Here is a 20,540-nt window from a genome sequence, read left to right as displayed (position 1 = left end):
CGCACATGCCCTCTCCCACAAGGGGAGAGGGCACAGTCACGGCCGTCGCGCCCCGCGGCGAGGTCGATTGGATTCCCACTTCTTCATAAGGTTGCTCTCCATGAACACGCCTCTCGGCGTGTTCATGGTCCGGCGTGCAGTGCCGCCTCGGCTTTTGAACCTCATGGTGAGGAGGCGCGCGCCCGTCAGTTCGTGAGAGCGACGGACCTATAATCGCGCGCCGTCTCGAACCATGAGGCCCGCGATGGCGCCACACTGAAGACCTCGCCATCACTTCGCGGCGAAATTGACACCGATCTCGGTGACGACGGGCGCGAACTTCAACAGCGCCGGATTGTCCGACGACACCTTCACACCGTCACCCGAGAGCGCCTTCGGCGCATTGCCGTCCTTGCCGAACCGCACCGTCACCGAGCAGCCGCCCGGCAGCATGCGCCCGAGGGCACCGTTCTTGAAGTCGGTGACGAAGCCGCCATAGTCCCAGCCGAAGCCGCTCACGACGTACGGCTTGCCGTTGGCCTTCTGCACCGCGGCGAGGCTGGCGCCGATGGTGATGCCGGCCACGCTCCAGCGGCTGGTCTTGGCGGTGTCGCGCAAGGTGAGCCCAGACACCGTCGCCGTCTTATCGTCGATGAATGCCACCTCGATGCGCCGATCCATCGCCCGCGGAAACAGCACGAGGCCTTGATGGGTCTCCCCCTCGGCGCCGGGCAGATCCTGAAGCACGGCGTCGTCGCCATAGCGCTGTTTGACGCTCGTCACGGTGTCGGTCGCCGTCACGGGCAGCATGCAGGTGATCGGCCCTTCGCTCGGCGGTGCCGTCTGGGCCGAAGCTGCAGCAGCGACGAGCATGACGGCCGCAAACGGCAGCAAGCAAGTCAAAGCGACTAAGCGCGCGACAGCAAGGACGACAGATGACTGCACCGTTTTGTCCCTCACGATCAGTCAAGCCGCCTGCAGCCGATATGGGGTGATCAACAGCTCAGCCGGCACTTTCCACTCGGTGTGCAGCTTGTGAATCATCTCGACAGTCAGGGCCCGCTGCCGGGTCAGGACCTCCGACGCGCGCGCATTCGAGCCGAGCAATTCGCCAAGCTCAGCCTGGGTATGCCCGCCCTCTTCGATCAGGTAGCTCAAGACATCGACAGGATCGACGCCGGAAAGGTCGATCGCCCAACGTTCGTTCTCATACCGCTCGACCAGCGTCGCGAGGATGTCCAGCTTGTCATCATCGTCACTACCCGGCGCGGCTCCCCACAGCCGCTCGATCTCCGCGACCGCTGCGTCGTAGTCTGCCTCATTGCGGATCGGACGAATATCCATGAGCCGAACTCCTCAATATCTTGCGACGGTGAGTGCGTCGATCTGGTCGTATTCGGCATGGGTGCCGATAAACTTGATGAATACGATCTGGTGCCTGAACGAGAAAGCCGCGATCAGCCTGAAGCTACCGCCCGCGATCTCGAACCTTGCGCGCTCGCCATTCAGCACGACCGCTCCGGGGATGGCCTTCTGGACGTCGTTCATTGACCCCCATTTCGCGGCTTTCACCAGCTTGAGCCATCTGAGGACAGAGGGACCAGCTTTGGGGTTCTGACCGGAGAACCGGACCAACGTCGACTGCTTGATGATCCTCACGGTCGATTGTCCCAGATTGCAGTTGCCAGATCAACCAAGGTCCGAGCCGAATGACCGCCCTGAGACGTCAGCCTGATGCGCCCGTCCGCTTCCTCACCGCCGCCCCGAACGCCTCGAACAGCTTGCGGTTGATGGGGTTCTTCTGCGGGTCGTATTCGGCGTGCCACTGCACGCCCAGCGCAAAGCTCGACGCGTCGGCGATGCGGATGGCCTCGATGGTGCCGTCCTCGGCGATGCCCTCGATGACGACGCGCGCGCCGGGCTCCAGGATGCCCTGGCCGTGCAGCGAATTCACCTTGATCGCGTCGCAGCCGAGGATCGTGGCGAAGGCGCCGCCCGGTGTCAGGCGCACCTCGTGGCGGTCGGCAAAGACGACGGTGGGATCGGGGTGGATCTCGCCGTTCTCGAGCCTGGGCATGCGGTGGTTCATGCGGCCGGGAATCTCGCGGATCTCCGGATGCAGCGAACCGCCGAAGGCGACGTTCATCTCCTGCAGGCCGCGGCAGATGCCGAACAGCGGGATGCCGCGCGCCACGCAGGCTTCAGAGAGCTGCAGGGCGACCTCGTCGCGATGGATGTCGTAGGGCTCGTGCTTGAGGCTCGGCTCGGTGTTGAAGCGCGTCGGATGCACGTTGGCGCGGGCGCCGGTCAGCACCACGCCATCGACGATGTCGAGCAGCGCGGCGATGTCGGTGATCTCGGGCACGCCGGCAAACATCAGCGGCAGCGCGCCGGCGACCTCGGCCACCGCGCTCAAATTCCGCTCGCCCACCATCTGCACGGCGAACCTGTTCTCGACGCGATGGCTGTTGCCGATCACGCCGACCACCGGACGTTTCATTGCCTTCGTTTCTCTCCCGTCTCGTCCGGCCATCGACTGCCGCGTCCGCCGGACCGGCAGGCACAAATCATGCCTCGACAAATCATGCCTGCGTCGCACGGCCGGATCAACATGTGACCACGCGGGTCCCCAATGCCAATTCCGGCACTCCGCGCGCGTTGACCGGGAAACGATCCCGCAAGCCCGCGCTTGATCCTCCAGCGGTTTTCGCCAATGTGTGGGAGCCGACCAGCACAGAGGATAAACCATGACCGCGCCCGCAGACCCGCGCCTCCAGGCCCGCAGCGACCTGGCCTGGGCCATCGCCGTGGGCGGCATCGGGGTCATCCTGTTCATGGCCGCCCTGGCCTTCACCTGGTATTACGCGGCGGCGATCTTCCTGCTGTTCGCGGGCATTCTGCTCGGCGTCGCGCTGAACGCAATGACGAGTCTGCTTGGCCGCGTGCTGCCCTGGCCGCATCCGGCGCGGCTCGCCATCGTCTGCCTGGCGCTTGCCGCCCTTCTCGTCGGTATCGTCTTCCTCGGCGGCACCACCATCGCCGACCAGGCCAAGGTGCTGAGCGACACGATCAAGTCGCAGCTCGGCAATATCAAGGGCTTCCTCGACCGCAACGGCATCGACACCAGCTTCTTCGACTTCAGCGCAGCGACCTCGGCCACGTCGGCGCCCGATGGCGGCGCGACGACGCCGGTCCAGCCGGCGTCCCACAGCCTGCCGAGCGGCCTGCCCTCGCCGAGCGCGCTGGCCTCCTCCGGCGGCGCCATCGTCAGCCAGACCTTCAAGCTGCTGCTCGGCACCGTCAGCGCCGTCGGCAACTTCTTCATCGTGCTGTTCCTGGGGCTGGCCTTCGCCGCCCAGCCCGCGGTCTACCGCAGCGGGCTGCTGTTCCTCGCTCCGGCAAAATACCGCGACCAGGCCACCGTGATCATCGACCGCATCAGCTATACGCTGGAGCGCTGGCTGATCGCCCAGATCACCACGATGTTCGCGGTATTCCTGGTCACCTGGATCGGGCTTGCGGTCATCGGCGTGCAGAGCTCGTTCATCCTGGGCATCCAGGCCGGCCTGCTGGCCTTCATTCCGACCGTCGGTGCCATCATCGCCGGCGTCATCGTCGTGCTGGCGAGCCTCGCCTCGGGCTGGGTCGCCGCGGTCTCCGCCTTCGTGCTGTTCCTCGGCGTGCACGCGATGGAGAGCTACGTGCTGACGCCCTTGATCCAGCGCCAGGCGCTGGACATTCCGCCGGCCACGCTGTTCGCGTTCCAGATCCTGCTCGGCATCGTGTTCGGCGTCTGGGGACTGAGCCTGGCGCTGCCCTTGATGGCGATCGCCAAGGTCATGATCGACTATTTCAAGAGCGACCGCAGCACCGAGGATGCCGCGGCCGCGATCTGAGCGCGCGCGCCGGGGCTCCTCAGGCCGCCGGCATCGCGGTCTCGACCAGCTTGGCCCAATAGCTGATGCCGTGCGGGATGACCTCGTCGTTGAAATCATATTCGGGGTGGTGCACGCCGGCCCCGTCGCCGATGCCCATGAAGACGAACGCGCCGGGCCGCGCCTGCAGCATGTAGGCGAAATCCTCGCCGCCGAGCCGGGGCGGCATGTCGGTGATCACCTGATCCGGCCCGACGACGCTGCGCGCCACGTCGGCTGCGAACGCGGTCTGCTCGGCGTGGTTGACGACGACCGGGTAGCCCCATTCGTAATCGATCTCCACCTCGACGCCCATGCCGTTCGCCAGCCCCGTCACGACGCTCTTGAAGCGCTCGTCCATCAGGCGCCGGACATCCTCGTCCAGCGTGCGAATGGTGCCGCCGATGATCGCCGTCTGCGGAATGATGTTGTCGGCCGTGGTGCCCGCATGGAAGCGCGTGATCGACAGCACCGCGCTCTCGACCGGGTCGACGTTGCGCGCCACGATCGACTGCAGCGCGGTGACGATCTGCGCGCCGGCGATGATCGGATCGACGCATTTGTTCGGCCGTGCGGCGTGGCCGCCGAGACCCTTGAGGCGTACCTCAAAGGTGTCGGCCGCGGCCATCACGGCGCCGGTGCGCGTCGAAACGTGTCCCAGCGGCAGCCCCGGCGCATTGTGCAGGCCGTAGACCTCCTCGATGCCGAAGCGATCCATCAGGCCGTCGTCGACCATGGCGCGGCCGCCGGCGCCGCCCTCCTCGGCCGGCTGGAAGATGACGATCGCCGTGCCGGCGAAATTACGCGTCTCGGCGAGATAGCGCGCGGCCCCGAGCAGCATCGCGGTGTGGCCGTCATGGCCGCAGGCGTGCATCCGGCCGGGAATGGTGGATTTGTGCGGGATGTCGCTGACCTCCTGCAGCGGCAGCGCGTCCATGTCGGCACGCAGGCCGATGACGCGCTGCGACGGTTCGCGGCCGCGAATGACACCGACGACGCCGGTGCGGCCGATGCCGGTCACCACCTCGTCGACGCCGAACGAGGTCAGCAGCTCGGCGACGCGCGCCGCCGTCCGATGAACCTCGTAGAGCAGCTCGGGATGCTGGTGGAAATCACGGCGCCAGACCTTGGCGTCTTCCGCCAGCTCGGCGGCGCGGTTGATGATCGGCATGACGGAGTTCCGGATGATGGGACGAGGAGCACGCCGCGCAGGACGCGCGCGTCAACTCATTGCATGTCGAGCGACAACAAAACACAAGCCACATTCGCTCATGCGATGCTGCGCAGGCTGCATTGCCGGCGTGATGCGGAGGCTCGAACGCTCTGCTGATCCCGCCTACGATCGAAGACCGCGCAGCTCGCGCGCGAGATTGGCCCGCGCCGTCCGGTCGAGCACGGCGGCAAAGGCCCCGTCCGGATAGATCACCGGCCGCTCTGCAAACCGCTCCAGCACGGCAGCGCGCCCGGCGCGATAGGCTTCGTCCGGAACGTGGGCATATTCGCGCCGGATCGCATCCGCGTAGGCATCGTAGCTGGCGTCGTCGGCGCCGAGAATGGCGAGATCGATCGAGACGAGCAGCGCGCCGCGCCGGTCGTCCGGCGCAACATCATGCGTCCGCGTCAGCCGGATCAGGCGTCCGACCTCACAGCTCAGCTCCGGCGCGACATGACGCTCCGCGAGGACGGCGCTCTGCTCCTCGTTGTCGGACCGCGTCGGGTCATAGACGACGTCGTGCCACCAGATCGCGAGGGTCAGGATCTCGCGGTCGCGGGCGCTGAGGCCCGCGACGCCGTCGAGCCGGCTCAGGCAGTCCTGGATATGGCGCAGATCGTGATAGTGCCGTCCCGCAGCGGAATAGGCCGCGACCAGATCATCATGGGTCATGGCCGCGCTCCGCCCGGCAGCAGCATCGCTGGGCTCCTCAGCCCGCCGAGGTCAGCACCGTCTCGGTGTGCTCGACCTCGGGAGGGCTGGCGAAATACTGCCCGACCAGGCCGCGCCATTCGGTGAAATTGTCCGAACCGCGGAAATCCACCGTGTGGTTCTCGAGCGTCTCCCATTTCACCATCAGGCGGTAGCGCTGCGGCTTCTCGATCGACTTGTGCAGCTCGAAGCCGTGAAAGCCCTTGGAGCGGCCGAAGGCCGCGCGCGCCTTGGCGACTGCGGCCTCGAAATCCGTCTCCGTGCCGGGCTTGACGTCGATCTGGGCGATTTCGGTGATCATGTTCTGTCGGCCTCCCCTTTTGTCGGTCCGTTTGTCTAGCCCAGACATCGGGGGAGAGAAAGTCACGCGTCAGTTGGAGATCGCGGCCTGTCCGGGCTGCAGCTCCGGGGCCGCCGCCGCAGCCGCGCGCTGGCGGCGGTAGCGGTCCAGCGACAGCGGCAGCTCGGCGGAGGCCTCGACGCGATTGCGCCCCGTGCGCTTGGCCTTGTAGAGCGCGGTGTCGGCGGCCGCGAGCAGCACGTCGAGATCGGTGCCCGCCGGCCCGCCGGCGACGCCGATGCTGACGGTGGTGTCGACCGGCTTCTCCTCGTAGACCACACCGGCGGCCGCGAACGCTCCGCGGACGCGCTCGGCCGCAACCATCGCCTCCTCGATCGAACACGGCAGGAGGGCGGCGAACTCCTCGCCGCCGATCCGCCCCGAGAGATCGGTGAGGCGCAGATTGTTGACCACGACGTTTGCGAACAGCTTCAGGACCTCGTCGCCCTCGGCATGGCCGAAGCGGTCGTTGATCGACTTGAAGTGATCGATATCGAAGATCAGCACGCTGACCGGGCGCTGCGCGCGCGCCTCGCGATCGATCAGCAGCGCGCAGGAATCGGCAAAGCCGCGGCGGTTGAGCAGCCCGGTCAAAGGATCGGTGGTCGCCGCGCGCTTGTGGGCGCTGACGATGCGCTCGGACACCAGCATGAAGATCACGAACACGGTGCCGACCGCGTAGAGCACGAGCTCGATCGAGAAGATCGTCACCCAGGCGGCGGCGAAGGCGCCATTGGCATCGCGCAGCATGTTGCCGAGCAGGATCGGCAGCATCAGGACGAAGCCGTGCATCGCCGGCACGATCAACGCCGGCCAGCGCTTCTGCAGGGTGCGGCGCCGTTCCTGCCACAGCTCGGCGGCGGTGAAGGTGGCATAGATCACGACGATGGCGGCGCCGATGGTCAGCCGCAGCGCCTGCGCCTCGGGATCGAGCAGCAGCCCGCTCGCGATCCAGACGATCGCGCCCAGCACGAGGCCAGGCACGCTCGGCGCCTTGCCATGGAACACGCGCGCTGCGTTCCACACCATGGCGGTGGCGATCAGCCCGATGGAGCTCAGGAACAGCGAGACCACTTCGCCGTAGAGATCGGAAACCACTGTCCATAGCGCGATCGCGACCGCGCCGAGGATGTAGGCCGCGCCCCACCAGCGTAGCGCCGGCGTGTTCTCCTGTCGTCCGAAATGGAGCAACATGGCGCCTAGCAGCGCCGCGACCATCGTCGCTACGATGTCGAGCGTCAGGCTGTCGAGCGCCATCCGTCACCTCGGTTGCTGCGGCGGCGCGGGAGTTTCGAGTTGGCGCAGCCTGTCGCGATCAACCTAGCGGGCGGTCTGTTGGAAAGAGGTTTGTCTGGGATACCAAGTTTTCTCGAAAAGCTCGCCGCAACTCGTCAGCAAATTGACGCGCAAAAATGCGGCAAACAGGATTCAAAAACGACCGGGGGCCGCCTGAGCGACGCTCGCTGAAATTGCGCGCGGCCGATCGTCCCTCATTGATAGTTGCGAACGAACGCCTGCAATATGAACCATTTCACATCCGCCGGCGGAAACTCATCGAAACGATAAGAAACTTTCTCAAATTTGAGATCATCTCTCCCTAACACGGCTCGCCAGCGGCAGAGCGGCTGCACGAGTGGGGACGAGAATGTCTTTCGACGACGATTCAAACGACAAGATTGCAAACGACAAGACGGCCGCAGCAGATCACCCAGCGGATGGCGTCGATCGCCGCACGCTGCTGCGCAACGCCATGGGCGTCTCGGCGCTCGGCCTGGGCGCGGGCCTGCTGCCCGGACAGGCGGCGCACGCGCATTGGCGCATGCATCATCACCATCACCAGGTTACGACCAGCTTCGCGCTCGCGGTGCTGCCGGACACACAGTTCTATTCGCGCTATGCGACGTCGGAGGAAGGTCAGGCCTATCAGCGCCAATATGGCAGCACGCCCTATCCGGCGCAGACGCAATTCATCGTCGACAATGCCGCGAAGTATCACATCCCGTTCACGATCCATCTCGGCGACGTCGTCGACCAGGTCAAGCATCCGCAGCAATGGGCGGTCGCCGACGCTGCGATGAAGCTCTTGGAGAACGCCGGCCGCCCCTATTCCGTGCTCGCCGGCAATCACGACGTGCTGTCGGCGCTGGAATTCGAGAACGCGGCGAGCCAGAACTCGGGCACCGACGCGCAGCGCGGATCGTCCGAGCCGTATTTGTCCTGGTTCCCGACCAGCCGCGCCGCCAAGCAGCGCACCTTCCTGGAGCGCCATCCGAGCGGCTGGCACGAGGCGCATGTGTTCCACGCCTGCGGCGTCAGCTTCATGGTGCTGTCGCTGTCCTGGCGCGCCTCGGACGATGCGATCGCCTGGGCCCGCAGCATGATCGCGCGCTATCCGATGCTGCCGGTGATCCTGGCCAACCATCAGCTCCTGAACATCGCCAATGACGGCGTGAGCCCGCTCGAAGTCGCCTACGGCCAGTATCTCTGGGACAAGCTCATCCGCAGCAACGACCAGATCTTCATGACCTTGAACGGCCACTATCACGGCGGCGCGCATCTGACGAAGATCAACGACTTCCACAATCCCGTGCACGAGATGGTCGTCGACTATCAGATGGCCTATCAGGGCGGCAACGGCCTGATGCGGCTGTACGAGTTCGACTTTACCCGCAACCGGATCGACGTCGCCTCGTTTTCGCCGTGGGTGGTGCAGAAGCCGAAGGACAGCCTGAAGCAGTTCGACCGCGCCTGGCTGTCGGAGGACAATCACGAATTCACCATCGACATCGATTTCCGCAGGCGCTTCGCCCGCTTCACCAATTTCTGCCACCTGCCGGCATTTGCCGGCACGCCGATCCTGCCGCGCGTGAAGCAGGATCTCTACGCCAACTACAGCGAACAGCCCGAACCGGTGGTGGTGCCGCCCGCCAACGAGCAGGACTACCCGCTGATCGCCGAGACGGTGGCGCACTGGCGGATCGCCTCGCAGGCGATCGGCAAGGCGGTTGCGGCGGGTACCGCGCTGCCGGATCTCACCTCGGGCAACCCGATGCAGCGCGCCTCGCTCGCCGGTGCCGCCCAATTGGCCGACGTCGTCTTCACCGCCGACAAGCATCGGCTGTCGTCGGCGCCGGGCAGCGTGCAGTTCCTCAACACCACCAAGCAGGGCGGCGGCCGCTTCAGCTGGTTCACCACCGCGGCCAACGCGCCGATCAACGCTGCGACTTTTGCCCAGGGCTACACGGTCGAGGCCTTCATCAAGATCGATCCTAACTGGAAGGCGGCCGACCACGCCTGGTGCAACATCCTCACCCGCTTCGGCAACCGCGGCTGGCTGCCGGGCTATGCCGGCAGCGATCCGGAATCGCCGCCGATCCTGTTCGCGATCTCGAACCTGCGCGAGGTGCAGTGGGAGATCGTGCCGTCGAGCGCGACCGCACAGCCGCAGACCGACTGGTCCGGCGAGATCATGCTCAACACCTGGTACCATCTCGCCATCGTCAACGATCCAAAGGACAATTCGACTGTCCTCTACATCGAGGGCGCGCCGGTCGTGCGCAGCGTCATCGGCGGCAATGGCCTCGCGAGCGTGGCCGCGAGCCAGCCCTGGGCGCTCGGCTGCGGCTGGTGGGATCGCGCGCCGTCGGACGGCTTCATCGGCAGCATCGGCGAGGTCCGCGTCGTGTCGAAGCCGCTGGCGCCGAACCAATGGCTGACGGCGCGCCGCGCCAGCGCCTGATCATCCACGCAAAAGCAAAACGGGCGCCCGCGAGGGCGCCCGTTCGTATTGGAGACCAGTGAATCCGGCCGCAGCCGGAGCCCTGCGAGATCAGCGCTTCGAGAACTGGAAGGAGCGGCGGGCCTTGGCCTTGCCGTACTTCTTACGCTCGACGACGCGCGAGTCGCGGGTCAGGAAGCCGCCCTTCTTGAGAACGCCGCGCAGCTCCGGCTCGAAGTTGGTCAGCGCCTTGGACAGGCCGTGACGGACCGCGCCGGCCTGACCGGACAGGCCGCCGCCGGCGACCGTGCAGATGACGTCGTACTGGCCCTTGCGGGCGGCGACGACCATCGGCTGCTCGATCATCATGCGCAGCACCGGACGAGCGAAGTAGACTTCGATGTCGCGGGTGTTGACGGTGACCTTGCCGGAGCCCGGCTTGATCCAGACGCGGGCGACCGCGTCCTTGCGCTTGCCGGTGGCATAGGCGCGGCCGAACTTGTCGACCTTCTTCTCATACTTCGGAGCGTCCGGAGCCGTGACGGCGCCCTTGAGCTGCGACAGCTGATCGAGAGACTGGATGCTTTCGGCCATCTTATGCGGCCCTCGTGTTCTTGCGGTTCAACTTCGCGATGTCGAGCTTCTCGGGGCTCTGCGCCTCGTGCGGATGATCGGGTCCACCGTAGACACGCAAATTGCCCATCTGCACGCGGCCGAGCGGCCCGCGCGGGATCATGCGCTCGATGGCCTTCTCGATCACGCGCTCCGGGAAGCGGCCCTCGAGGATCTGGCGCGCAGTACGCTCCTTGACGTGGCCGACGTAGCCGGTGTGCTTGTAGTACACCTTCTGCTCGCGCTTGCGGCCGGTCAGCACGGCATGCGCGGCGTTGACGATGATGACGTTGTCGCCGCAGTCGACGTGCGGCGTGTAGATCGGGAGGTGCTTGCCGCGCAGCCGCATGGCGACCAGCGTGGCGAGACGACCGACGACCAGACCCTTGGCGTCGATCACGACCCACTTCTTCTGGACCTCGGCCGGCTTTGCCGAAAAGGTTTTCATGAGAGATATCCGTGACAGGGAGATTGCGGCGCGGATGACGCGCCGAACTGGTGGCAGCTTCTAGAGAAGCGCCCCGCATTCGTCAACGCCACCAGCGCAAAATTACACCAATCAAAACAAAAGCTTATAAATATGGTACAATAATACCCTCGAAAACCTCACGCATTCGGAATGGAATAGGTGGCCGTGACGTGGGCGATCGGATCGGGCGATTCTCCTGACAGCAGCGTGACTTCGCCGACGGCGAGGCGCTTGCCGAGCTTGAGCAGCCGCGCCTCGGCGAACACGTCGGCGCCGGCCGCGCCCTTGCGCAGGAAGTTGATGTTGAGATTCGTGGTCACGGCGAGCCCGACCGGGCCGATCGCCGACAGCAGCACCACGTACATCGCGAAATCGGCCAGCGCCATCAGCGTCGGCCCGGAGACGGTGCCGCCGGGACGCAGCATGCGCTCGTTGAAGCGCTGCCGAATCCGGCAGCTCTTGCCGTCGGCGCTTTCGATCGAGATGTCGCCGCCGGTGCGGAACGCCTGCGGAAATTCCGCGTGCAGGAACGCTTCCAGCTCCGCAATCGTCATCTTCGCCGTCATGTCTCCCCCTGCTCTCTTCGTTGCCCATCTGTTACATTAGCCGCGACGCCTCGCCCATCCGGAAATCGCCATGCCCGCCCCTGCCCTCGCCCCTGACGCCGACGCGCCTATCCTGTTGCGCGCCATGGCCGGTCCCGTCGCGGTGCTGACGCTGAACCGGCCGGCGCAGCGCAACAGCCTGTCGGAGGCCTTGATCGCGGAGCTGCATCAGGCGCTGGCCGAGATCGGCGCCGATAAGGCGGTGCGTGCCGTGGTGATCGCGGCCAACGGCCCTGCGTTCTGCGCCGGGCATGATCTCAAGGAACTCACCGCGCACCGCGCCGATGCCGACCGCGGCCGCGCCTTCTTCGCCAAGCTCATGAACGCCTGCAGCGCGATGATGCAGGCCATCGTGCAGCTGCCGAAGCCGGTGGTCGCCTCGGTGCAGGGCATCGCCACCGCGGCCGGCTGTCAGCTGGTCGCGAGCTGCGATCTCGCGGTCGCCTCCGAGGCGGCGGCCTTCGCCACGCCCGGCGTCGACATCGGCCTGTTCTGCTCGACGCCGATGGTGGCGCTGTCGCGCAACGTCCCCCGCAAGCAGGCGATGGAGATGCTGCTGACCGGTGAGCCGGTTCCCGCCGCCCGCGCCCGCGACATCGGCCTGATCAACCGCGTGGTTGCAGCCGGAACGGAACGCGACACGGCGATCGCGCTGGCCCAGCAGGTCGCGCGCAAATCGGCGCATACCATCAAGCTTGGCAAGGAGGCGTTCTACCGCCAGGCCGAGATGAGCCTTGCCGACGCCTATCGTTATGCGGCAGAGGTGATGACAGAGAACATGCTCGCCCGCGACGCGGAGGAAGGCATCGGCGCCTTCATCGAGAAGCGGACGCCGCAGTGGCGGGATGAGTAGCAACGTCGGTGCTGCCCATTCCTCATCCTGAGACATCGAGAATGAATCACGACACCTATCCCGACGACTACATCCGCGGCATCCTCAACGGCGTGAAGGTGATCGCGATGGTCGGCGCCTCGCCGTCCGAGATCCGGCCGAGCTTCTTCGCCTTCAAATATCTGGTGCAGCGCGGCTACGACATGATCCCGGTCAATCCCGGCCATGTCGGCAAGAGCCTGATGGGCCGGCCCTTCGTCGCCTCGCTCGCCGATATCGGCCGCCCTCTCGACATGGTCGACATCTTCCGGAGCTCCCAACACATCATGCCCGTGGTCGACGAGGCGCTGAAGCTCTCACCGCTGCCCAAGGTGATCTGGATGCAGCTCGGCGCGCGCGACGACGCCGCGGCCGAAAAGGCCGAGGCCGCCGGGATGAAGGTGGTCATGAACCGCTGCCCCAAGATCGAATATGGCCGGCTATCGTCGGAGATTTCCTGGATGGGCGTCAACTCCCGCACCATTAGCGCCAAGCGCGCGCCGATCCCGACCCAGGGCATGCGATTGTCTCTCAACCGCACCAGCGTCGGCGGCGGCACCACGGCAGCGGCCGACCGCGCTGCAAAGGACAGAAGCGATCCGTCCTGACGCATCTGCGAAAGGAACGTGTCGCGACGATGGCGCGACACAGCACCGCGTTTCAAATCCGACCGATTGTCGCCGGGTGCCTTGACGGCATCCCGGCCGGTGGCAAATGTCCTCCGCCGGAATGACGCGGAGGCGTACAAATGCGCGCTATCGACACCGTCTCCCATCATCGATCCCCGCATCAGCCGGCGCCGCTGCGCGGGGGGATCAAGCCCACGAGGAAACACCATGACCGACCGTGCCCCCGGATTTGCCACCCTCGCCATTCACGCCGGCGCCCAGCCCGACCCGACCACCGGCGCGCGGGCGACGCCGATCTATCAGACGACCTCGTTCGTCTTCAACGACGCCGACCACGCCGCCTCGCTGTTCGGCCTGCAGGCGTTCGGCAACATCTACACCCGCATCGGCAACCCGACCAACGCTGTGCTGGAGGAGCGCGTCGCAGCGCTGGAGGGCGGCACCGCCGCGCTCGCGGTGGCCTCGGGCCATGCCGCGCAGGTGGTGGCGTTGCAGCAATTGCTGTCCCCCGGCGACGAGTTCATCGCCGCGCGAAAACTCTATGGCGGCTCGATCAACCAGTTCACGCATTCGTTCAAGAGTTTTGGCTGGAACGTGGTGTGGGCCGACACGGACGACGTCGCGAGCTTCGAGGCCGCGGTCAGCCCGCGCACCAAGGCCATCTTCATCGAGTCGATCGCCAATCCTGGCGGCACCATCACCGACATCGAGGCGATCGCGCAAGTTGCGCGCAAGGCCGGCGTGCCGCTGATCGTCGACAACACGCTGGCTTCGCCCTATCTGATCCGTCCGATCGATCACGGCGCCGACATCGTGCTGCACTCGCTGACCAAGTTCTTAGGGGGCCATGGCAACTCGATCGGCGGCATCATCGTCGACGCCGGCACCTTCGACTGGGCCGGCAGCGGCGACAAATATCCGATGCTGACGCAGCCCCGTCCCGAATATCACGGCATCCGGCTGCATGAAACGTTCGGCAATTTCGCCTTCGCCATCGCCTGCCGCGTGCTCGGCCTGCGCGACCTTGGACCGGCGCTGTCGCCGTTCAACGCGTTCCTGATCCTGACCGGCATCGAGACGCTGCCGCTGCGCGTGCAGAAGCACAGCGACAATGCCAAGGCGGTCGCCGAATTTCTCAGCAGGCATCCGGCAGTCGCGGCCGTCAACTATGCCGGCCTGCCCGAGGACAAATATCACACGCTCGCGCGCAAATACTGCCCTAAGGGCGCCGGCGCGGTGTTCACCTTCTCGCTCAAGGGCGGCTATGATTCCGGCGTCAAGCTGGTGTCGAACCTGAAGCTGTTCTCGCATCTCGCCAATGTCGGCGACACCCGCTCGCTGGTGATCCACCCGGCATCGACCACCCACAGCCAGCTCGACGATGCCTCCAAGATCAAGGCCGGCGCCGGTCCGGACATCGTCCGCATCTCCGTCGGCATCGAGGACAAGGAAGATTTGATCGCCGACCTGGAGCAGGCGCTGGGGGCGTAAGGCGCTGAACGCGTAGCACCGCGCTCGGCGCCAGAACATCTCCACGAACACGCTGCTCATGGTCAACGTGCAGTGCGGTTTCGGAGTCAGACCTTCATGGTGAGGAGCGCCGCGCCGGTCAGGCCGATGCCAGGTCAGATCATCGAACGCGGCGCGTCTCGAACCATGAGGCCGCCGCTCCTGCGTTGCCGACCATCCTGTCGCCACGGTGGTAGCCGTCCTCCGTGGCACGGCCCCCAAAAAAACAAAGAGAGCGCGGACGGCCCCCCTGGCCTTCCGCGCTCTCTTTCGTCCCACGGCCGGGCCGTTGCCGGCTTCTCGGACCGCGCCCTCGTTAACTCGTCGTCTAGCTCATCAGATACAGCACGCTCTCCTGCGCCTGGCCGGCCAGCGGCAGTGCGGAGTCCGCAATCAGCCGCCGCGCCGACAGTGCCTGGCAGCAGGCCAGATCCGCGTCGGTGGCGGTGAGTGCCGATGTCGATGAGGCGGTGCGTGACAGAAGCTTGTGGCGTGCGGACGCTGAGAACGGGATGACCGCCATGCTCGAACCCTTCTGGTCTGAGACTCTGTTGAAATGCAGCAGAGATTTTCTCGTCCCGAGCGCGATGGAACCGCGGCCGCCCGGCTGGCCTTCAAAATCGCCAGCGGCCATGAGCCTGCACCAGCAGAGCTTAACGAAACCTGAAAACGCCCGTCGTTCTACGGATGATTGCAACCTCGGGGCGACCGCGGAAAGTTTTCGTTAACCATACCCGGCCCATTCTGCCGACCAGGGAATCGTGCAGCGCCGGGGGCAGCCGGCGCGGACGGCTTCGGCCGGCCGTATGCCGCCCCCACAGTGATGTCGAGGAGAGCAGGATGAGAACGACCGTGATCATGATGCTTCTGATTGCAACCGCGGCAAACGGCGTCGTGCTCGCAGCCGACCTGCCGGCCGTGCACGACAAGGTCGTGCACACCAAGGCGCGCCGCGCCGTCAAGGCCCCGCCCCCCGCGGTCGTCGTCGAGGACCAGGACACGCTGATCTCCCCGATGCTGCCCTCGACCCCGCTGCTGCTCGGCCGCCAGGAACTGCCCGGCTACTACGGCCGCGCCTTCTCCTACGATTATCAGGGCGCCTATTACGGCGGCGAAGGCTATACCAACTACATGTTTCGCCTGCCTTATGCCTGCGGCGTGACGGGGTATTGCTGAGCGGCGCTGCAAATGTAGTTCGCACGGCTATGGCGCAAGGAGACGGCTACGTGCCCCGCCGGATCTAAGGTCGCTGCTCACCCGATCTCTTGCTGACTTCAAACGACGTTCTACTAGCGCGACCGACCCAAGGACGTCCCAGCACATGTTCGCCATCGACGGCGACTTTTCTTGAGACGGCCAGTCTTTCAGGCTTCACACAGAACGCTTCCTCCGGCTTGAGGTAGAGGTCATAACTTTTTGCTTCGACGCAGCGGATCTCGCCGTCATTGACGAGGCCGACCACTCCGGGAAGATCGCTTGTTTCGATGCAACAGCTGTTTTCGATCCCACATTTTTCGAGCGATCGGGTGAAGGTGCCGCCGAGCCTGTTGGATTCCGCAAGGAACTCACGGCGGAACGCGCCCTGGTCGATGCAAACCCAATCGGCTCCGCCGATGATCTGCGTCTCCGCAAGGCTCCGACCCGAAGCGAGAGCTTCCAGATCACGGCGCAGCTTGTCATCGAGATCAGGCATCGCACAATAGGCGACGAGCGCCAGTGAAATCACGACCAACACGGCGATCGTTCTCCCACGGATCGAATTGATTCTGTAAGGATCGCGTGACATCGGCTCACTGGATGTGACCGATCAATTCATGATATATATCGTTGATATCTGCAATAGACTTCTATTTTGCGTAGGCCCCCGCATAGCGGCCCGCACGGATGCTCGCCAGGATTTCTGCTTCACGCTGCTCCTGCGTGCGGGCGGCCTGGAGCAGTTCGGAGGCGACAGCCGGCGCAAAAGCGACCACGCCGTCGGCGTCGGCAACCACGATGTCGCCGGGCGCGACGATCATGCCGCCGATCGACACCGGCACGTTGATCGCGCCCGGACCGTTCTTGTAGGGGCCGCGGTGATTGGCCGCCCTCGCGAATACGGGGAAATCGGATTTCATCAGCACGCCGGAATCCCGGATCGCACCGTCCACGACAATCCCGGCCGCACCGCGTTGCTGCGCGATGGCGGCGATGATCTCGCCGACCAATGCCCGCGTCTCGTCGCCGCCGCCATTGACGACGAGGACGTCGCCCGGCTTGATGAGATCGAGCGCGCGGTGGATGAAGAGATTGTCTCCCGGCGCGGTGTTCACGGTCAGCGCGATCCCGGCCATCGGCGCGCCCGCATGGAATGGCCTCAGGCCGACTGCACCAGGCAACCGCTGCAGATTGTCACTGATCACGGCCGTAGACACGCTCTTGAACGCGGCAACGATCGCGGCATCGGTCGGCGCGCCTGGCTGCGCTTGTCCTTGTCCCATACGTGCTCCCCGCCCTGCACCGTTCAGAGGCGTCGCCGGATCGCGACGCGGACAGCCGGTGTAGGACTCGCCATCAATTCAGAAAACAGATAAATAGAGATATCGATCGATCGCTTTTTTGAATGCTGGGAATGGTCACGCTGAAGCAGCTTGAAGCCTTGAGCTGGATCGCAGAGCTGGGCACGTTCGAGCGCGCCGCAGCCAAGCTGAACACGACGCAATCGGCGATCTCTAAGCGCATCCAGGAGCTGGAGGCCTCCGCGCGCGTTCCGCTGTTCGACCGCAGCCAGCGCGGGGCCCGGCTGACCGAACGTGGCGAGGAGATCCTCGCGCTCGGCCGACGGATGCTCGCGCTGCAGGATCAGATCCTGGAGTTGAAGGACGGCCGGCACGCACCGGCCCGTCGCCTCCGTCTCGGCGCAACGGAGCTGTCCGCGCTGACATGGCTGCCACGCCTCGTCTCGGCCATTCGGGAAGCCTATCCGGCGGTGATGATCGAGCCCGAGGTGGACACCTCGCGAAGCCTCTACGACCGGCTGATCGAGGGCAGCCTCGATCTCGTCGTCATCCCGGACGTCTTCTCTGATCCGGAGGTGACGTCGGTGCGGCTTGCTGAAGTGCAGAACGTGTGGACGGCGCGCCCCGGCCTGGTCAGATCGCGCCGGAGCCTCGATTTCGACGAGCTTGGTCATCATACGATTCTGATGCAGGGCCGTCGCTCGGGCTCCGGCCTCTTCGTCAACAAATGGCTCGCAGCCAACGGCGTCTCCTTCAAGCGCGCCATCTCGGTCGACAATCTGACGGCGCTGGTCGGACTCGCCGTGGCCGGCCTCGGCATCAGCTATCTTCCGCAACGCTGTTTTCGTCCTCTGTTCGAGCAGAAGAAGCTGGTCATCCTGCCCGTCAAGCCGATGCTGCCGGCCGTGCCCTATGCGGCCATGTATCGCAACGACAGGCCCTCGGCCTTCGCGGCCGCCGTCGCGGATCTGGCGCGCCAGACCTGCGATTTCGGGCGTCAGCTCGAAGGGTAGCGCATGAACCGCGCAGCGGCGCCACGGCACAGCCATCCATCACCTCCCGGAATGATAAAGAAGGCGCTTTTATCCCTTTTCATCCGGACTGGACGCAGCGAGGCTGCACCACCACCGCACGTGCAGCACTGCACGCGCGAAGAGGATTGCTGCGAGGAGAGGCTTGATGCGCATTTGGGGACTTCTGCTGACGGCAGCGCTCGCTGCAAACGCCGCCGGCGCCGAGGAACTGACGGGCACGCTCCAGAAGATCAAGGAGACGAACAGGATCTCGATCGGCTTCCAGGAATCGTCGGTGCCGTTCAGCTATCTCGACGGCAACCAGAAGCCGGTGGGCTACGCGCTCGACATCTGCGCCCGGATCGCGGATGCGGTCAAAAAGGAGCTGGGGCTGCCCAACCTCACGATCGAAACCGTTCCGGTGACGTCCTCCAATCGCATCCCGCTGATGACGAACGGCACGATCGACCTGTTGTGCGCCTCCACCACCAACAACGCCGAGCGTCAGAAGCTCGTGGCCTTTGCCAATACGCACTTTCTCAGCGCCACCCGCTATGGCGCCAAGAAGTCGCTCTCGCTCCAGACGATCGACGACCTCAGGGGCAAGACCGCCGTCGCGATCGCCGGATCGACCAACATGGCGCAGCTGAACAAGGTCAATGTCGAACGCAAGCTCGGCATCAACATCGTTCCCGCCAAGGACCAGGCCGAGGCGTTCCTGATGATGGAGACCGACCGGGCTCAGGCCTATGTGCTCGATGACGTCCAGCTCGCCGTCGCCATCGCGCGGTCGAAAGACCCGGCGGCCTACATGATCAGCAGCGACGCATTCTCCAAGCCCGAACCGTTCGGCATCATGCTGCGCAAGGACGATGCGCCGTTCAAGGCCATCGCAGATCGCGTCACGGCCGAGCTCTATCAGAGCCCCGCCATCGAGGCGCTCTACAAGAAGTGGTTCGAATCCCCCGTGCCGCCGACCGGGATCAACTTCAACTACCCGATGCCGGCCCCCTTGCGCGCCGCGTTCAAGTCGCCCAGCAGCAGTCCCGACCCGGACGCGTATGCGCCCAATTGAGACTCGCGATATCAGGACCAACAGCAGCGGCGGAGATAGCCTCCTCCGCTGCAGTGGCCTGCAACACGAAGGCCCTTGGATATTGCCGAGATCACCGTCGGCAACGCTCCCGATATCTATCTCGCGGCCTTGATCCGCACGATATCCTCCCTGAGAAGCGTGTTGACCAGTTCGTTCAGCGACACGCCATGCGCGCTGGCGAGCCCGGCGAGCTGATCGAGCAAATCCGCCTCCAGATAGACAGGCGGTATCATTCGCGCTCCCTCGTGGAAGAACTTGCCGCGCTCGGCGTTCGAGAAATCGTAGTCGTCCTTCAATGGTTCAAAGCAACTGTGCTCATGTTGATGCGCGCCAATAACTCACTCCGCGGCCACGACGCGCACGTCGATATGCACGCCGGTGCGTTCCTGCAGCACGCCGATTACGCCGAGCAGGTTCTCGGCCGTGGGATTGCCCGACGGGCCGAACATGCGCATCAGGCTCTTCGGTGGCCGGCCCAAGACGACGCCTAGCCTATCGAACCCGATGGTCGCGTTGATATACTCGCGAAGCGCCGCGCGACCCGCATCGGCGTCGCCGCTGAGCAAAGCGCGCAGCGCTTCCTGAAACATCGCCTCGCGGAATGCAGGATCGCGCATTGCGCGCGCCCGAACCGTCTCGCGAAAGTCCCTCGTCAAAGGCATTTTCAAGTCCTTCTGGGCGCAGCCCGGCGCTTGTAGTCCTGCCATCGCATCAAAGCCGCCCGAATGTCATTCTGCTGTCGCCGCTTGGTGCCGCCACCCAGAAGAATGACCAACGCCCTGCCCTCCCAACCGAAGTAGATTCGATAGCCAGGGCCACGGTCGATTCGCAGTTCGGCTGCGCCCTCACCGATCGGTTTGACATTCGACGTGTTTCCTTCGGCCAAACGACCGATCGCCGCGATCACGATCGCAGCGGCCTGGGGATCGAGATCTTCAAACCATCGTCCGAACGGACTGGCACCTTCCACCGTCAGGTATTCTCGGATTTCAACCATAAAGTACCATATACGTTACCATAAGCAAGGCCTTGCCAAGTTCGGCAAATCAGCATATGTTCCCTTTCTGTTCCTGTCCAGCCGAGGGGCGCTTCCGGGTCGTCCAGTTGCGTGGGATTGGGAATGCGGTGGACGTGGCGGGCCGTGCGTGGACGAGAGTCTGCGCGGACGAGCGGCCTGTCATGGACGGCGAAATCGCGTGGTCCTGGCGCCCCGATGCTGGCGCCAAGTCTCGTGTGGGTGCTCAACGCATCGCGCGAGGTGACGGGGGCAAGACAGCCGGTCCCCGGGGAGATCGCGTATAAGGTGCGCCGTGGAAAGGCGCGGTTCTTGAGAGGGTGAAAGTCCCTTCCGGCAAAGGTCGTT

Annotated in this window: 26 protein-coding genes; 9 read left to right on the top strand and 17 right to left on the bottom strand. The window is 65.0% G+C overall.

The window, feature by feature from the left end:
• Positions 1–270: 270 nt before the first annotated feature.
• From ACQR1B_RS19435 to ACQR1B_RS19420, 4 genes are all read right to left on the bottom strand, one after another.
• Positions 271–852: a hypothetical protein gene (locus ACQR1B_RS19435; protein WP_434833362.1), complete on the bottom strand. Its 582-nt coding sequence runs from the start codon at positions 850–852 to the stop codon at positions 271–273.
• Positions 853–945: 93 nt separating this feature from the next.
• Positions 946–1,323: a helix-turn-helix domain-containing protein gene (locus tag ACQR1B_RS19430; RefSeq protein WP_434833363.1), complete on the bottom strand. Its 378-nt coding sequence runs from the start codon at positions 1,321–1,323 to the stop codon at positions 946–948.
• A gap of 12 nt (positions 1,324–1,335) precedes the next feature.
• Positions 1,336–1,638, bottom strand: coding sequence for a type II toxin-antitoxin system HigB family toxin (locus ACQR1B_RS19425; protein WP_434833364.1), 303 nt, complete (start codon positions 1,636–1,638; stop codon positions 1,336–1,338).
• Between the two features lie 67 nt (positions 1,639–1,705).
• Entirely contained in the window at positions 1,706–2,479 is a 774-nt protein-coding gene (locus ACQR1B_RS19420) for a gamma-glutamyl-gamma-aminobutyrate hydrolase family protein (protein ID WP_434833365.1), read from the bottom strand.
• A gap of 247 nt (positions 2,480–2,726) precedes the next feature.
• Here ACQR1B_RS19420 and ACQR1B_RS19415 point away from each other — a divergent pair, with 247 nt between their 5' ends.
• Positions 2,727–3,875, top strand: coding sequence for an AI-2E family transporter (locus ACQR1B_RS19415; protein WP_434833366.1), 1,149 nt, complete (start codon positions 2,727–2,729; stop codon positions 3,873–3,875).
• A 19-nt stretch (positions 3,876–3,894) separates the two neighbouring features.
• On the opposite strand, the gene ACQR1B_RS19410 is transcribed toward ACQR1B_RS19415, so the two are convergent.
• The 4 genes from ACQR1B_RS19410 to ACQR1B_RS19395 form a co-directional block, all read right to left on the bottom strand.
• Entirely contained in the window at positions 3,895–5,064 is a 1,170-nt protein-coding gene (locus tag ACQR1B_RS19410) for a M20 aminoacylase family protein (protein WP_434833367.1), read from the bottom strand.
• 165 nt (positions 5,065–5,229) lie between these two features.
• Positions 5,230–5,778, bottom strand: a complete 549-nt coding sequence (locus tag ACQR1B_RS19405) for an HD domain-containing protein (protein ID WP_434833368.1) — start codon at positions 5,776–5,778, stop codon at positions 5,230–5,232.
• A 37-nt stretch (positions 5,779–5,815) separates the two neighbouring features.
• A complete protein-coding gene (locus ACQR1B_RS19400) occupies positions 5,816–6,118 on the bottom strand; it encodes an antibiotic biosynthesis monooxygenase family protein (protein WP_434833369.1) in 303 nt (100 codons plus the stop codon).
• A 69-nt stretch (positions 6,119–6,187) separates the two neighbouring features.
• On the bottom strand, positions 6,188–7,414 hold the full coding sequence (locus tag ACQR1B_RS19395) for a diguanylate cyclase (RefSeq protein ID WP_434833370.1): 1,227 nt from the start codon (positions 7,412–7,414) through the stop codon (positions 6,188–6,190).
• A gap of 39 nt (positions 7,415–7,453) precedes the next feature.
• Here ACQR1B_RS19395 and ACQR1B_RS19390 point away from each other — a divergent pair, with 39 nt between their 5' ends.
• Positions 7,454–7,624, top strand: coding sequence for a hypothetical protein (locus ACQR1B_RS19390; protein ID WP_434833371.1), 171 nt, complete (start codon positions 7,454–7,456; stop codon positions 7,622–7,624).
• 178 nt (positions 7,625–7,802) lie between these two features.
• Complete coding sequence (locus ACQR1B_RS19385; RefSeq protein ID WP_434833372.1) at positions 7,803–9,896, top strand: LamG-like jellyroll fold domain-containing protein; 2,094 nt, start codon at positions 7,803–7,805, stop codon at positions 9,894–9,896.
• Between the two features lie 90 nt (positions 9,897–9,986).
• Here ACQR1B_RS19385 and rpsI read toward each other — a convergent pair whose 3' ends face one another.
• The 3 genes from rpsI to ACQR1B_RS19370 form a co-directional block, all read right to left on the bottom strand.
• The gene (rpsI, locus tag ACQR1B_RS19380; RefSeq protein WP_172109671.1) at positions 9,987–10,469 is read right to left on the bottom strand and encodes a 30S ribosomal protein S9; all 483 of its coding nucleotides are present in this window, start codon (positions 10,467–10,469) and stop codon (positions 9,987–9,989) included.
• A 1-nt stretch (position 10,470) separates the two neighbouring features.
• Positions 10,471–10,935, bottom strand: coding sequence for a 50S ribosomal protein L13 (rplM, locus tag ACQR1B_RS19375; RefSeq protein ID WP_015666486.1), 465 nt, complete (start codon positions 10,933–10,935; stop codon positions 10,471–10,473).
• 158 nt (positions 10,936–11,093) lie between these two features.
• On the bottom strand, positions 11,094–11,522 hold the full coding sequence (locus ACQR1B_RS19370; RefSeq protein WP_434833373.1) for a PaaI family thioesterase: 429 nt from the start codon (positions 11,520–11,522) through the stop codon (positions 11,094–11,096).
• Positions 11,523–11,592: 70 nt separating this feature from the next.
• On the opposite strand from ACQR1B_RS19370, the gene ACQR1B_RS19365 reads away from it, so the two are divergent.
• The 3 genes from ACQR1B_RS19365 (at position 11,593) to ACQR1B_RS19355 (ending at position 14,552) form a co-directional block, all read left to right on the top strand.
• Positions 11,593–12,414 carry an enoyl-CoA hydratase gene (locus tag ACQR1B_RS19365; RefSeq protein WP_434833374.1) on the top strand — a complete coding sequence of 274 codons (822 nt, stop codon included), beginning with the start codon at positions 11,593–11,595 and terminating at the stop codon, positions 12,412–12,414.
• Between the two features lie 41 nt (positions 12,415–12,455).
• A complete protein-coding gene (locus ACQR1B_RS19360) occupies positions 12,456–13,040 on the top strand; it encodes a CoA-binding protein (RefSeq protein WP_434833375.1) in 585 nt (194 codons plus the stop codon).
• Positions 13,041–13,268: 228 nt separating this feature from the next.
• Positions 13,269–14,552 carry an O-acetylhomoserine aminocarboxypropyltransferase gene (locus tag ACQR1B_RS19355; RefSeq protein WP_434833376.1) on the top strand — a complete coding sequence of 428 codons (1,284 nt, stop codon included), beginning with the start codon at positions 13,269–13,271 and terminating at the stop codon, positions 14,550–14,552.
• Positions 14,553–14,898: 346 nt separating this feature from the next.
• Here ACQR1B_RS19355 and ACQR1B_RS19350 read toward each other — a convergent pair whose 3' ends face one another.
• A complete protein-coding gene (locus tag ACQR1B_RS19350; RefSeq protein ID WP_434833377.1) occupies positions 14,899–15,204 on the bottom strand; it encodes a hypothetical protein in 306 nt (101 codons plus the stop codon).
• A 206-nt stretch (positions 15,205–15,410) separates the two neighbouring features.
• Between ACQR1B_RS19350 and ACQR1B_RS19345 the strand changes: the two genes are divergently transcribed.
• Positions 15,411–15,746, top strand: a complete 336-nt coding sequence (locus ACQR1B_RS19345; RefSeq protein WP_434833378.1) for a hypothetical protein — start codon at positions 15,411–15,413, stop codon at positions 15,744–15,746.
• A gap of 64 nt (positions 15,747–15,810) precedes the next feature.
• Here ACQR1B_RS19345 and ACQR1B_RS19340 read toward each other — a convergent pair whose 3' ends face one another.
• The gene (locus ACQR1B_RS19340; RefSeq protein WP_434833379.1) at positions 15,811–16,305 is read right to left on the bottom strand and encodes a hypothetical protein; all 495 of its coding nucleotides are present in this window, start codon (positions 16,303–16,305) and stop codon (positions 15,811–15,813) included.
• 112 nt (positions 16,306–16,417) lie between these two features.
• Positions 16,418–17,050, bottom strand: coding sequence for an RraA family protein (locus ACQR1B_RS19335; RefSeq protein ID WP_434833380.1), 633 nt, complete (start codon positions 17,048–17,050; stop codon positions 16,418–16,420).
• 131 nt (positions 17,051–17,181) lie between these two features.
• Between ACQR1B_RS19335 and ACQR1B_RS19330 the strand changes: the two genes are divergently transcribed.
• The gene (locus ACQR1B_RS19330; RefSeq protein WP_434833381.1) at positions 17,182–18,081 is read left to right on the top strand and encodes a LysR family transcriptional regulator; all 900 of its coding nucleotides are present in this window, start codon (positions 17,182–17,184) and stop codon (positions 18,079–18,081) included.
• Between the two features lie 166 nt (positions 18,082–18,247).
• A complete protein-coding gene (locus ACQR1B_RS19325; protein ID WP_434833382.1) occupies positions 18,248–19,156 on the top strand; it encodes an amino acid ABC transporter substrate-binding protein in 909 nt (302 codons plus the stop codon).
• Positions 19,157–19,272: 116 nt separating this feature from the next.
• On the opposite strand, the gene ACQR1B_RS19320 is transcribed toward ACQR1B_RS19325, so the two are convergent.
• The 3 genes from ACQR1B_RS19320 to ACQR1B_RS19310 all read right to left on the bottom strand — a co-directional run bounded on the left by ACQR1B_RS19320 (position 19,273) and on the right by ACQR1B_RS19310 (position 20,174).
• Complete coding sequence (locus ACQR1B_RS19320; protein WP_434833383.1) at positions 19,273–19,410, bottom strand: hypothetical protein; 138 nt, start codon at positions 19,408–19,410, stop codon at positions 19,273–19,275.
• A 105-nt stretch (positions 19,411–19,515) separates the two neighbouring features.
• On the bottom strand, positions 19,516–19,839 hold the full coding sequence (locus tag ACQR1B_RS19315) for a DNA-binding protein (protein WP_434833384.1): 324 nt from the start codon (positions 19,837–19,839) through the stop codon (positions 19,516–19,518).
• Between the two features lie 2 nt (positions 19,840–19,841).
• A complete protein-coding gene (locus tag ACQR1B_RS19310; RefSeq protein ID WP_434833385.1) occupies positions 19,842–20,174 on the bottom strand; it encodes a type II toxin-antitoxin system RelE/ParE family toxin in 333 nt (110 codons plus the stop codon).
• Positions 20,175–20,540: the final 366 nt, after the last annotated feature.

The sequence above is a fragment of the Bradyrhizobium oligotrophicum genome (assembly GCF_051168495.1).
In the GTDB taxonomy this organism is placed as follows: Bacteria; Pseudomonadota; Alphaproteobacteria; order Rhizobiales; family Xanthobacteraceae; genus Bradyrhizobium; species Bradyrhizobium oligotrophicum_A.
Note: the sequence above shows the minus strand (reverse complement) of the source record. Positions and strands in the feature narration are given on the sequence as shown.